The following is a 13,252-nucleotide window of genomic DNA, read 5'->3' as shown; positions in this document are numbered from 1 at the left end:
TTAGGTGGTCATTTTGAATTGGAATCAGGTGCTCACTTTAAATTGGAATTGGGTGGTCAATATCACTGGAATTTGCAGTAGGGCTTCGGCTTCTTGTATAGGGTTGTAGTAATAGTCAATTTCGTTTTGTAGCCATTCTTTTGTAATAACATCAGGAACAAAAGCATTGAAAGAGTTTAAAATATGATTTTCAATTTTATTGAGTTCTGTATTAACTCGGGTTTGCTCATTAGACAAATGTATATCTCTTGAATTTCTTTTATGGTCTTTGCTCCAGTAGGTTTTTGTAATTTCAAACTTAGTATTTGCTCCAAAAACAAAATCTTTATCATTGAAACGGTAAAGTAATCTCACTTGTAAATTTGCTTTATCTTTTGTTGAACGATATAAAAAATTAACTGTTGCCATAGTATTGATATTTTGTGCAATACAAAAATAATCAATTTGTACGATAACCGTACGATTAAATACAATTAGTTACATTTTAATTCAACGAAATGAATAAATCTATTTTTCGTAAACCTCTTTAAACATAGTGATTATGAGTATATTTGCATTAATCACAATGCAATTGATTTTAAGGGATTGTGATGTATGCAGTCCCTTACTCTCTGCCAGTAGAAATACAAAAAGAAGCAAACCCCACTAAATTCTAGGATTTAGTGGGGTTTTTTCATTTACGGTAAATCAAATTATTCATTAAATCTCAAAACTTAGGTGTCTTTTGAGGTGTCACTGAAATTATATTTTTTAAGTGACACCTATCTCAAAAGATACCAGTTCAACATTTGTTCAAATACCTTTTCACTATTTGAACATCTTGTTTGGAAGAATTACAAAGTTTAAATTTAATAATAACTAAAAGGTCACCAACCATGAACACAGCCGTATCCGTTCTCTTTTATATAAAGAGATCAAAAGTCAATAATGATGGCATCTGCCCTATTTATGTACGTGTCACCGTACAATATGGGAATTTATAAATTTACATAATACAGTAAGATTAACATATTTGCATCGTTTTATTGATGTTCTATTTCCAGCTAATACTCCACAAACTGATTTAGTTGTTGAAGAATTACAAACTTGGCTAACTGGTTTAGAAAAACTATAATTATTACTGGAAAAAAACACCCATTCCTACCCCAACATTCGTTTATAATGGAAAAAAAAGCCCGATAAATACTTTTTAGTGGAAAATAAAGTATAGTTTTGCTTCAATAAAGCACCACTAATGGAAAATTTTGTCCCAACACACCTTCAAGAAATTATTTATTCATCGAGCGATAAAAAAGTAAGAAAACAAATTGCTTTGCTTGAAAGTGCAGGTAAAATTAAAAAAATTGCTCCTCGTATCTTTACTTCCAATTTTATTGATACGGACGAGGTTATTATCAAAAGAAATATTTTTTCTATTCTGGGCAATTTATATCCCGGTGCATTATTAAGCCACCGTTCCGCAATAGAATTCAAACCAACTGCAACAGGACAAATATTTGTTACCTATACCTACACCAAAAAAATAGAGTTGCCTGGAATAACCATTCGTTTTATGGAAGGTATTGGAGCAATTGAAGGTGACAATTCATTTTCGGGGGAGTTATTTGTTTCACAACAAGAAAGAGCATTTTTAGAAAACCTACAACCGTCCAGAAAATCGGGTCCAGAATCTAAAACTATTTCAATTGCTGAACTCGAAAACAAACTAGAGAAAATAGTACAAGTTAAAGGCGAAGAAGGACTAAATCAAATTAGAGATAGCGCAAAAGTAATCGCCGATAAATTAAGAATGCAAAGTGAGTTTGAGAAATTAAACAAACTAATTAGTGCCTTATTATCTACACAGCCTTCCAAAATATTATCGTCTCCACGAGCCATTGCACGAGCATTTGGAAATCCTTATGACCAATCAAGAATAGATTTGTTTGAGATATTATTTTTAGAGTTAAAGCAAAGAGAATTCAAAAATGCGATAGATAGAAATACAACTAATACAGCTTTTCAAAATTTCGCTTTTTTTGAAGCCTATTTTTCAAATTATATTGAAGGAACTCGATTTGAAGTGATTGAAGCAAAAAACATTATTGAAACCGATACCCCAATGTTCAATCGTGATGAAGATTCACACGACATATTAGGAACGTATAAATTGGTCAGTAATAAAATCGAAATGAATGTTACGCCAACTTCTCCGGAAGAGTTCATTAGCATTCTTCAATACAGACATCGATTACTTTTGGAAGCAAGAATATCAAAAATGCCAGGCGTATTTAAAGATAAAAACAATCGTGCTGGAGAAACATTTTTTGTCGATTTCGAATTAGTAAAAGGCACATTAATAAAAGGGTTTGATTTCTACAAAGTACTAACAGACCCATTTGCAAAAGCAGCTTACATTATGTTTATGGTAAGTGAAATACACCCATTTTTGGACGGTAACGGAAGAATTGCAAGAGTAATGATGAATGCCGAATTGGTCAAAGCTGAACAAACAAGAATAATAATTCCAACAGTATGTCGTGATGATTATTTAGGAGCTTTACGAAGATTAACAAGGCAACAAGATCCATTAGCCTATATAAAAATGCTACAACGAGCACAAGATTTTAGTGCAACATTAAAAGCAGATACTATGGAAGATTTAGAATTGCAATTAAACTCAAGTAACGCTTTCAAAGAACACGACGAAGCCAAATTAAAGATTATCGTATAAAAAGACACGGGCAATCCTTTCGATTGATTATGAAACAAATTTTAGTCAATTAAACCACATAAAAAAGACATCACTATTCCATGTGTCACTTTGTGACATAAATGGCAGAAATACTCATCATAAATAGAAGTAAATTGCCGCTTCTGAACGAAATATTTACTATTTTTATTGAGTGCCAGAACTTGAATCATAGAGGTTTCAAGTTAGGCAACGCCCAATCAAAGCTATAGATAGAGTATGAGAACCGAAAACAAGAGATTGTGTATCTACCCGAAAGACATACAACGCATAACAGGAAAAAGTTATCGTCAAAGTATTAGACTGCTTCAAAAAATCAGACAAGAGCTCAATAAGCTCCAAAATGAGTTTGTATCTATTGAGGAATTTTGCCAATACACCAGCCTAAAAATTGAACAATTTGAACCCTTGATAATTGGATAGAAATTAAATTTTAGGCAACTAAATTTTGAACTTTACCAGTTCAAAAAATATTGTCTAACCAGTTCAAATTATTATAATTAATCATTAATTCCAGCAAAAAAATCCTTATATTTGAATAATTGAAATTTAGAACAATTTGCTAACATATTGAGAGGTGTCAGTTGAGGTGTCACTTAAAATAAAAGCTTTGCAAAGCCTTATTTTAAGACACTTTATAAAAACAAACAACTCCTTCCTCTCTGCGATGAAATAATGCTTCCTAAAAGGGGAGCATTTTTTGTTTTAGGGCGTGGTCAATTTTTTAGTTTGTCAAGAGAGTAAACAAAAAAAGATCAGCAGGCAATACCAGTATTAATTTTTTGTGAGCCGTCCTTCCTTTAGGTCAACAAGGGTAGTTCAGTCCTTTCTGTCAAATAGAATTCCGTGGCTGCAAGAACTGTAGAGCGTTTTTATCTTTAAAGGTCTTAAAAAGGATTATTTGTGGTTGTTATTTATCACAAAACGATCAAAAGGGTATATTTGTATCGTTTTAATGAGAATTGGAAGCCAAGGGTATTTGATAGAATCATTGAGCGATTTAAAACCAAAAAATTATGCGAATTTTTCTTAGTTGTTTTCTGCTGCTAATGGTTGCTACTGTTTTTTCTCAGGAAAATACACCATCACAAGATACTCTAATTATGAAAGTGGATTCCTTGTATCGTGAGGATCAGTTCTATTTTGGGATCACTTACAATATATTGACGGACGGCCCTTCGGGGTTGTCACAAAGCAAATTTTCGTCGGGTTTGTCAGGTGGTTTTTTGCGGGATATGCCTTTAAATAAAAAGAGAACCGTTGCAATAGCTTCCGGTATTGGATTTACATATAATAATTACAATCAAAACATAGCCATTTCTGCAACAGACGGTATGCCAGTTTATGCCCTGATTGATACCAATAGGGATTATAATAAAAATAAGTTTTCCCTGCTTTCAGTTGATGTTCCTGTTGAGTTTAGATGGCGAACCTCTACTTATGAAAGCCATAAATTTTGGCGCATTTATACAGGAATAAAGTTTAGTTATTTGCTCTACGACAAGTCCGTTTTTGATAGTGCTCAAGGCAAAGTGGTGGTTACAGGAAATAAAGATTTTAATAAATTACAATACGGGGCTTATGTCTCTGCAGGATACAATACAATTAATTTGTATGCCTATTATGGTTTAAATTCAATATTCAAATCGGCAAAAATAGAAGACAAGTCAATTACCATGAAAGCATTAAATATTGGCATAATATTTTATATTTTATAGCCATAAAACCAATAGAAGCAATTGTGGAATAATTCCCAGAACAAAACCTAGAAAGAGTTCTTTAATGGTATGCGCTTTCATTTCCAGTCTGGAAGTCGCAACCATGCCATTCAACAGTAGTAATAATGCAATAGTAAAAATATTTTGAATTTGAAGGTGCAGGCTTAATCCAATGATAAATACAGTCAAAGAGCTGAAAGCTATCATGTGCAGGCTTGCTTTTATCTGCAGAAATAATAGGATTAGAGCTAATAATGAACTCAAAAGTCCCCCCAATAAAAAAAAATGCAACTCTGGATAGGAATCAATAGTGATACTTTTTCGAACTAATAAGATGATCAAGAAACAATGAAGTATTAAGGGTATTTTACGCTGGGATATTTTAGAAACCATTATGGAATCTATATTTCCTGTAGCGCGTAAGAGAAAAAAGGCCAAAACAGGAATTAACACCGTCACAATCAACACCTGAAAAAAAATGAATATCTTTTCTTGACTCACAAAATCAGATCTATTAAAAAAAAGGTAGAACAATGTTGCCATTGCCGGAATGAATATTGGATGGAAAATATAAGAGAAGAGGGGAAGGGTTTTTTTCAATAGTTTTGATTTTGTATCAAACAAATATAGGTAATCTGTCAAAATTAGTAAAGCATATCAAAAGAGTTTCTTGTTTTTAATAAACGAAATTGCTCATAATTATCGTATATCTGTCGCTTCGTTTTGAAAAGAAGTGCTATTTTTGAGGAAGTTTTGCAAATAAACAGCCTGTTGAAAGTATCATTTTCAAAAAAGAAATTCACCTCAATCTTTTTTTTATTCCATGAGCAAAAAAATTCTAAATAGCATACAAAATATCCCCGCAAAGTTTATTGGAACCAGCAGTACGATGGCTATTGATTCTATTTCTATAGACAGTCGTTCTTTGCAAAATGGCCCGAAAACGCTGTTTTTTGCATTGGTTGGAGCCAATACGGATGCGCACCTTTATCTCAAAAATTTAATTGCAAGTGGCGTCCAGAATTTTGTAGTTACCCATATTCCTGAAGATTGTGAAGGGAAAGCTAATTTTTATGTAGTGACCAATACCTTGTTGGCTTTGCAACAATTTGCCGCAGCATATCGCAGTCTCTTTGATTTTCCTGTCATTGGGCTTACGGGAAGTAACGGTAAAACGATAGTCAAAGAATGGCTTAATTTTTTATTAAGTCCGGATTATAACGTTATCCGAAGTCCAAAGAGTTACAACTCTCAAATTGGTGTTCCGCTGTCTGTGATTGCGATAAATGAAAAACACAATTTAGGAATTTTTGAAGCCGGTATTTCTACGGTTTCAGAAATGGAAAAACTCGAAAAAATCATTAAACCTACGATTGGAATTCTCACGAATATAGGGACGGCACATGACGAAGGTTTTGCTGATATCAGTGACAAAATCAAAGAAAAATTGAAACTTTTCCAGGATGTCCAAGTCATTATTTATCATAAAAATCCAACAATTGATTTGTTGATCCGTCCCGATACCGCCGTTTTTTGCTGGAGTTATAACGATGCTAAGGCTTCGGTTCTGATTACTAAAAAGGGAGTTTTAGACAAGACCGTTTTGACGGTGCTACAAAACAACAACAAGTTTGACATAAAAATACCATTTCAGGATGAGGCGTCGATAGAAAATGCAATTTCCTGTTTGATGGTTTTGTTGTATTTTAAATACGATGACAGAACGATTCAAAACCGCATGGAGTTGTTGTATCCGGTAGAAATGCGATTAAAAGTCAAAAACGGAATCAACAATAGCAGTATTATTGATGACAGTTACAGTTCTGATTTTCAATCCTTAAAAATTGCGTTGGATTTTCTTGAAAGTCAAAAACAGTATAAAAAGAAAACAGTCATTCTATCTGATATTTTTCAAAGCGGTTTGCCTAACGATGTGTTGTACTCGAAGGTGGCTGAGCTAATTGTTTCCAACCGGATTACACGGGTAATTGGTATTGGCGAAACCATTTCAGCATTTAAAAACAAGTTTGCTAACTGCAGTACTTTCCAAAACACAGCTGCATTTGTCGCTGATTTTGAAAACTTGGACTTTGGTAATGAAACCATTTTGATAAAAGGGGCGAGATCGTTCCAGTTTGAAGAAATTGTATATTTATTAGAGGAGAAGACACATGAAACGGTCCTAGAAATCAACCTGAATGCTATTAGTTACAACCTGAATTTTTTTAAATCAAAGTTGCTACCAAAAGTAAAAATTATGGTTATGGTAAAAGCATTCGGGTACGGAAACGGCGGACTCGAAATTGCTAAATTACTGGAACATCATAAAGTAGATTATTTGGGCGTGGCTTTTGCCGATGAAGGAATTTCATTAAAAAACGGGGGCATTAATTTGCCTATTATGGTCCTTAATCCAGAGAATACTAGTTTTTCGGCTATTATTCAACATCAGTTGGAACCGGAAATTTACTGTTTAAAAGGTTTATATGCGTTCTTGAAAATAGCAAAACAAAAAAATTTAAAGCATTTTCCAATTCATATTAAATTCGATACCGGCATGCATCGATTGGGCTTTGAAGAAAATACCCTCGATGAACTGATAGCTGCGCTAAGAGGAAACAGTACCGTGCAAATAAAAAGTATTTTATCACACTTGGCTACGAGCGATGATCTTGAACACATGGATTTTGCTCATTCCCAAATTAATTTGTTCGAGAAAGTATCCTCTAAATTGATGTCTGAATTGCAAATAAAACCCTTGCGTCACATCCTGAACACCTCTGGAATAAGCAATTTTCTGGATTCGCAATACGATATGGTTCGGCTAGGAATTGGTCTTTATGGAGTTTCAAATGATGCCCAAGAACAAAAGCAACTCGAAAATGTGGGGACACTAAAATCCGTGATCTCACAAATAAGAACGATTGCTGCTGGAGAAAGCGTAGGCTATGGCCGCCGATTTGTAGCCGAAAAACCAACAAAAATTGCTACAATTCCCATAGGATATGCTGATGGGATTTCCAGAGGCTGGGGAGATGGTTTGGGATTTGTTATGATAAAAAACACCAAAGCCTATATCGTTGGGAGTATTTGTATGGACATGCTGATGGTTGATGTCACCGGCATTGAATGCAAAGAAGGTGATTCAATACTTATTTTTGGCGAAAATCCAACGGTTTCTTTTATAGCCCAGAAATTAAATACAATTCCCTATGAAATTTTGACCAGTATTTCGCAACGGGTGAAACGCGTGTTTTATAGGTAGCGATTAAATTTAGAAGAAAGGGCTGTTACTACTTTTAAAATTTTTATTAAATTCGTTTGTCAGAAGTAAATTTTAACCTAAAAAAATAAATTATGGGATTTTTTAGTGATTTCAAAGCCTCTTTGATGAAGGGAGACGTTTTAAGTTTAGCGACGGCGGTGGTTATTGCTAGCGCATTTGGCAAAATTGTAGGCTCAGCTGTTGATGATGTTATAATGCCAGTTGTTGGTTTGTTAACCGGAGGAATTGATTTTACCCAAAAATTTATCACCTTAGACGGAAATAGTTACGAAACCCTGGCTGCTGCAAAAGCTGCGGGTGCCGCCGTGATTACCTACGGTAATTTGGTCCAAGCCATTATCAACTTCATAATAATTGCATTCTTTATTTTTGTGGTTTTAAGAGCTGCTGAAAAGGCCAAGAAAAAGGAAGTTGTTTCCGTCGCTGCTCCAGCTGGACCAACACAGGAACAATTGCTGACTGAGATTAGAGATTTATTGAAAAAGTAATTTCGACTACAGTATAGCTAAACCGCTTTGGAATAGAGGCCTTTTTTCTTTATTCAAAAGGTTATATAAAACAAGATGATTTTCGTCCTTAACATAATAAGGTGCCGGGAGAAATACTTTACAACTTAGTTTTCTTAATCTCTTAATGGTTTAAAATACTATTTATAGGTTTGCGATTAAAAAAGAACAGATTTTTTAATGGGAAATTTGAGGTTGTCTTTTAATTTGTTAAAAATATAACATTTTGTTGTTTTTTGTTAACCTCCTTGTTTTGATTTCAATATTACTTACTTTTGTACTTCAAATTTAATATTCACCCGAGCCTGAAAGGCGAACGGACGAAGTAATACTAAAAATATACTATGAGAATAGCAGTTGTAGGAGCTACCGGAATGGTTGGCGAAGTAATGTTGAAAGTTTTGGCAGAAAGAAATTTCCCTGTAACCGAGTTAATTCCCGTTGCTTCACAGCGCTCAGTGGGTAAAGAAATTGAATACAAGGGCAAAAAATATAAAGTGGTAGGCATGCAAACTGCAGTAGATATGAAAGCAGATATTGCTTTGTTTTCTGCAGGAGGCGACACTTCACTGGAGTGGGCTCCAAAATTTGCAGCAGCAGGAACAACCGTTATCGATAATTCATCGGCTTGGCGAATGGATCCGACTAAAAAATTAATCGTTCCGGAAATCAATGCAACAGAATTGACCGCCGCAGATAAAATCATTGCAAATCCAAATTGCTCTACCATTCAAATGGTATTGGTTCTGGCTCCGTTGCACAGAAAATACAACATCAAACGGGTCATTGTTTCTACCTACCAATCCATCACTGGAACAGGCGTAAAAGCAGTGCAACAATTGGAAAATGAATACGCAGGCGTTCAAGGTGAAATGGCGTATAAATACCCAATTCACAGAAATGCGATTCCACAATGTGATTCTTTTGAAGAAAATGGGTATACGAAAGAAGAGATGAAATTGGTACGTGAAACCAAAAAAATATTAAGCGATAATACAATTGCTGTTACAGCGACTGCGGTACGGGTGCCAATTGTAGGCGGACACAGTGAAGCGGTAAACGTAGAATTCACGAACGATTTTGATGTAAACGAAGTACGAAACATTTTGCATCATACCGATGGCGTAGTCGTACAGGACAATAATGACACCTACACGTACCCAATGCCAATGTATGCGCAAGGAAAAGATGACGTTTTTGTAGGTAGAATTCGTCGTGACGAAAGCCAAGAAAATACTTTAAATATGTGGATTGTTGCGGACAACTTGAGAAAAGGAGCAGCGACAAATACCATCCAGATTGCTGAATATTTGATCGCAGCTAAATTGGTATAATACTTTTTAGATCCAAGATAGCGACTTGTTTTCTCCTGCTCGAGGATGAGAAAAATGTTTATAGTAAGTCAATTTTAAATCCATTTGTTTCAACAAAAGCTATATTTTGTGAAAAACAAATGGATTTTTATATTAGGATGCCTATATTTGCCTTGCATGAAAAAGAAATTTTCTATAGTAAACCTTGTATTAATGATTGCGGTATTGTTTTCAATACTGATTCAATCCCTACATAGTTATGAGCATATAGTAAAGCAATTTTCTGAAAAAAAATGTGAGCATAAATATACTTCTGCTGCAGAAATTACACATCAACATCATAAATTTGACAGCTGTTATTTATGTAATTTTACAATTAGCAGTTTCACATCTTCGGATGTAAAGTCTTTTGAGTTATATAAAATAGAGATGAATTCAAGTAATTCTTCGGCTATCTCAAAACAAATTACACAATTCTTTAAAGGAAGCCTTTTTGCGCTTCGAGCTCCTCCTCAGGTTTAAAATAATATCCACATCAATACATCATTTCAAATATTGGAAGTGATTCATATGTTTATATATTTTGAACGAGGAAAATGCAAACAAAAATTTATATTGTTTTCTGCTTCTGTTTGTTTTGCACCGTAGGTTTTTCGCAAAATACAGTTAGTGGAAAAATTACTACTCAGGAGGGCATGCCGCTTTCCGGGAGCCACGTACACATTGGGACAAAAACGGTATCTTCGGATGTTTCCGGTAATTATCTTATAAAGAGATTGCCTTCCGGGACCGTCAAGGTATTTGTGTCATATGTTGGTTTTCAATCTGTTGATACGCTGGTAAATTTAGCGGGTGACCAAATTTTGAAATTTGCTCTAAAACAAAACACTGCCCAACTGCAGGAAGTAGTCATCAGACAAAAAGCCAATACGCTGAATAAATCGATTTTGGAACAAAAGATCAAAACGGAAACGATTGAAAAATTCAGCAATCAGACGCTTGGAGATATTTTGAAAGAAATAGTAGGTGTTTCCAGTCTAAAGACAGGAAGTTCTGTGGTGAAACCAGTTATTAATGGTTTGTTTGGAAGTAGAGTTCCGGTAATCAATAACAATGTCCGCATGGAAGATCAAGAATGGGGAACGGAACATGCGCCTAATTTTGATATAAACGCTGCAGGGAAAATCACGGTGATCAAAGGGGCTTCTGGACTTCAATTTGGCGGTGATGCCGTCGGTGGTTTAGTGATTATAGAGCCAGTTTCAGTCAAAAAAGATACGCTGTTTGGCAAAACTATTCTGAATTTGGCGTCTAATGGCAGTGGCGGTTCTATTAGTTCGAGTCTGCACAAAGGAAATGATAAAGGATGGAGTTGGAATGCACTGGGAACATTCAAGTATTCAGGCGACAGAGAAGCACCGGATTATGTGTTGTCTAATTCTGGGAATCGGGAAGCTAATTTTTCCGGCGATGTAAAATTTACAGGAAAAAAATATGATATTTCCGGGTACTACAGTTTTTACAATACGACTATTGGTATTTTAAGTGCATCACATACCGGGAATGTAAACGATTTGTACAATTCCATTACCAATAAAATTCCTTCAGTTGTCAATAATTTTACGTACACCATTAGAAATCCGAAGCAGAAGGTACAGCATCATTTGGCTAAAATGAACTACAATTACTATTTTGATGAAACGGCTTCTTTGGCGGTACAGTACTCTTTTCAGTTTAATAAAAGATTGGAATTTGATGTGCGCAGGGGAGATTTTAATGATGTAGCCGCTTTAGACTTGGATTTGACCACGCATGCCGTTAATGTTGATTATAAAAAATCATTGCACGACTGGAGCTTGAAAACTGGATTTAGTTCTTCTATTCAGAATAATTTTGCAAATCCGGCTACAGGAATAAAGCCGCTGATTCCTAATTTTGATCGGGTTGAATTTGGGGGCTATGGTATTGTCAGTTATGATTTAGCGGATAGTTTTTCGGTAGATTCAGGATTGCGATATGATTATTCCCGTGTGGATGCCACCAAGTTTTTTTTGAAATCACGATGGGAGGAAAGAGGCTATACTCCTGAATTTGATAATTTTATAGTGGGAGAACAAGGCAATCAATGGTTGACAAAGCCTAGTTTTACTTTTCATAATATTTCAGCCAGTGCAGGGTTTCACAAGGAATTTGAGGCAGACCTGGATTGGTATGCCAATATCAGCCTTGCGACAAGAAACCCAAATCCATCCGAGTTTTTCAGTGACGGTTTGCATCATTCCACCGGGGTTATCGAGTTGGGTGATTTAGCATTAGACAAAGAACAGGCAATCAAACTATCGACAACATTACAGAAAAAATGGACTGCTTTCTCGGTTGAGGTGAATCCTTTTATCAATAGTATCCATAATTTTATGTTTTTGCGTCCTGTTGGTTTTGAGACGACCATTCGTGGTGCTTTTCCTGTGTGGGAATACCAGCAGACCAATGCGAGATTGGCAGGAGTTGACGTGCAAACCCATTGGAAAATAAGCAAACAATGGCAACATGATTTCACCTTGGCCTATGTCAATGGTAAAGACATCACAAACAAGGAGTCCTTAATAGATATTCCGCCCTTGAATCTGAGTAACAAAATTCAGTTTTCAAAGAGAGAATGGCATGATTTGAAACTCGAGTTAAAAAGTGAAATCGTACTGCATCAAAATCAGTTTCCTAACAATAATTTCACAACAAACATTGTGGTAGATAATGAGCTGGCTCCGGTTCTGGTAGACATCAGTACACCTCCGCCAGGGTATCAATTGTTGCATTTTTATTCGGAAATGAACTTCAAGACTTTCGGAAAAACCAATGCAACGATTGCGTTTTCCATTCAAAATATTTTAAACACTAAGTACAGGGACTATCTTAACAGGCAACGTTTTTTTGCCGATGAAATGGGTAGAAACTTTCAAATTCAATTAAAATTCAATTATTAAAAAGTAAACAAAAAACAATAAAATGAAAAATTCAAAAATTCTAGCAATCGCATTAATATCAATATCCATCTTTTCATCTTGTAGCAATGATGATCCAATTGCAGTAAATGAGGAAGAAGTAATCACAACGGTGACCACAACTCTGAGATCAGGAAGCCAGACAGTTACGATGATTTCGAGAGATCTTGACGGCGACGGACCAAACGCGCCAGTGATAACAGTGTCCGGGGATTTAGTGGTAAATACAACCTATACAGGGGCTGTTAGTTTCCAAAACGAGTCCGTGTCACCAGTTGATGACATTACATTGGAAATAAAAGAAGAAGGGGATGAACACCAACTATTCTTTCAGGCACCAACAGCCATTGGAGCATTTACATATACTGATGCCGATGTTAATGGGAAGCCTATTGGGTTGACTTTTACATTAAAGACAGGTACTACAGCAACAACAGGAAATATAGTGGTCATCTTGAGACATGAGCCAATTAAAAATGCTGAAGGTGTTGCATCCGGTAACATTGCAAATGCAGGAGGTGCAACAGATGCACAAATTACATACCCAGTTCAGGTCAAATAAGCACCTCATTCTGATGTCAACCATTCTAAAAACGCTATTCGAAAGAGTAGCGTTTTTTTGGTTTAAGAACAAAAAGCATTTATTACTGTTTCAGTGCTTTTTTCGTATTATTGTGTACAGAATCGAATGAATTTTAT

General features: G+C 35.2%; 10 protein-coding genes. 8 read left to right on the top strand and 2 right to left on the bottom strand.

Going from position 1 to position 13,252, the window contains the following annotated elements; translation table 11 throughout:
• Positions 1-24: 24 nt before the first annotated feature.
• Positions 25-408, bottom strand: a complete 384-nt coding sequence (locus tag EKM01_RS14255; protein ID WP_126768710.1) for a hypothetical protein — start codon at positions 406-408, stop codon at positions 25-27.
• An 826-nt stretch (positions 409-1,234) separates the two neighbouring features.
• Here EKM01_RS14255 and EKM01_RS14250 point away from each other — a divergent pair.
• Together EKM01_RS14250 and EKM01_RS14240 are read left to right on the top strand one after the other, a co-directional pair.
• On the top strand, positions 1,235-2,713 hold the full coding sequence (locus EKM01_RS14250; RefSeq protein ID WP_126768709.1) for a Fic family protein: 1,479 nt from the start codon (positions 1,235-1,237) through the stop codon (positions 2,711-2,713).
• Between the two features lie 1,034 nt (positions 2,714-3,747).
• Complete coding sequence (locus EKM01_RS14240) at positions 3,748-4,449, top strand: porin family protein (protein ID WP_126768708.1); 702 nt, start codon at positions 3,748-3,750, stop codon at positions 4,447-4,449.
• Here EKM01_RS14240 and EKM01_RS14235 read toward each other — a convergent pair.
• Positions 4,444-5,049 carry a hypothetical protein gene (locus EKM01_RS14235; RefSeq protein ID WP_126768707.1) on the bottom strand — a complete coding sequence of 202 codons (606 nt, stop codon included), beginning with the start codon at positions 5,047-5,049 and terminating at the stop codon, positions 4,444-4,446. The two genes, EKM01_RS14240 and EKM01_RS14235, sit on opposite strands and share 6 nt — an antisense overlap.
• Positions 5,050-5,272: 223 nt before the next feature.
• Here EKM01_RS14235 and EKM01_RS14230 point away from each other — a divergent pair, with 223 nt between their 5' ends.
• The 6 genes from EKM01_RS14230 (at position 5,273) to EKM01_RS14205 (ending at position 13,115) form a co-directional block, all read left to right on the top strand.
• The gene (locus tag EKM01_RS14230) at positions 5,273-7,714 is read left to right on the top strand and encodes a bifunctional UDP-N-acetylmuramoyl-tripeptide:D-alanyl-D-alanine ligase/alanine racemase (RefSeq protein WP_126768706.1); all 2,442 of its coding nucleotides are present in this window, start codon (positions 5,273-5,275) and stop codon (positions 7,712-7,714) included.
• A gap of 92 nt (positions 7,715-7,806) precedes the next feature.
• Complete coding sequence (gene mscL, locus EKM01_RS14225; protein ID WP_126768705.1) at positions 7,807-8,223, top strand: large conductance mechanosensitive channel protein MscL; 417 nt, start codon at positions 7,807-7,809, stop codon at positions 8,221-8,223.
• 362 nt (positions 8,224-8,585) lie between these two features.
• The gene (locus EKM01_RS14220; protein WP_126457529.1) at positions 8,586-9,575 is read left to right on the top strand and encodes an aspartate-semialdehyde dehydrogenase; all 990 of its coding nucleotides are present in this window, start codon (positions 8,586-8,588) and stop codon (positions 9,573-9,575) included.
• 156 nt (positions 9,576-9,731) lie between these two features.
• On the top strand, positions 9,732-10,076 hold the full coding sequence (locus EKM01_RS14215) for a hypothetical protein (protein WP_126457528.1): 345 nt from the start codon (positions 9,732-9,734) through the stop codon (positions 10,074-10,076).
• A 74-nt stretch (positions 10,077-10,150) separates the two neighbouring features.
• A complete protein-coding gene (locus tag EKM01_RS14210; protein WP_126768704.1) occupies positions 10,151-12,535 on the top strand; it encodes a TonB-dependent receptor domain-containing protein in 2,385 nt (794 codons plus the stop codon).
• A 22-nt stretch (positions 12,536-12,557) separates the two neighbouring features.
• Positions 12,558-13,115, top strand: a complete 558-nt coding sequence (locus EKM01_RS14205) for a type 1 periplasmic binding fold superfamily protein (RefSeq protein WP_126457526.1) — start codon at positions 12,558-12,560, stop codon at positions 13,113-13,115.
• Positions 13,116-13,252 lie beyond the last annotated feature (137 nt).

Source organism: Flavobacterium sp. RSP46, from assembly GCF_003984825.1.
Taxonomy (GTDB): domain Bacteria; phylum Bacteroidota; class Bacteroidia; order Flavobacteriales; family Flavobacteriaceae; genus Flavobacterium.
Note: the sequence above shows the minus strand (reverse complement) of the source record. Positions and strands in the feature narration are given on the sequence as shown.

Bases quoted from the DNA above. Each gene is read 5' to 3' on its own strand.
- EKM01_RS14220 (WP_126457529.1), top strand. From the start codon at position 8,586: ATGAGAATAGCAGTTGTAGGAGCTACCGGAATGGTTGGCGAAGTAATG.
- mscL (WP_126768705.1), top strand. From the start codon at position 7,807: ATGGGATTTTTTAGTGATTTCAAAGCCTCTTTGATGAAGGGAGACGTT.
- EKM01_RS14255 (WP_126768710.1), bottom strand. From the start codon at position 408: ATGGCAACAGTTAATTTTTTATATCGTTCAACAAAAGATAAAGCAAAT.
- EKM01_RS14240 (WP_126768708.1), top strand. From the start codon at position 3,748: ATGCGAATTTTTCTTAGTTGTTTTCTGCTGCTAATGGTTGCTACTGTT.
- EKM01_RS14230 (WP_126768706.1), top strand. From the start codon at position 5,273: ATGAGCAAAAAAATTCTAAATAGCATACAAAATATCCCCGCAAAGTTT.
- EKM01_RS14215 (WP_126457528.1), top strand. From the start codon at position 9,732: ATGAAAAAGAAATTTTCTATAGTAAACCTTGTATTAATGATTGCGGTA.
- EKM01_RS14210 (WP_126768704.1), top strand. From the start codon at position 10,151: ATGCAAACAAAAATTTATATTGTTTTCTGCTTCTGTTTGTTTTGCACC.
- EKM01_RS14205 (WP_126457526.1), top strand. From the start codon at position 12,558: ATGAAAAATTCAAAAATTCTAGCAATCGCATTAATATCAATATCCATC.
- EKM01_RS14250 (WP_126768709.1), top strand. From the start codon at position 1,235: ATGGAAAATTTTGTCCCAACACACCTTCAAGAAATTATTTATTCATCG.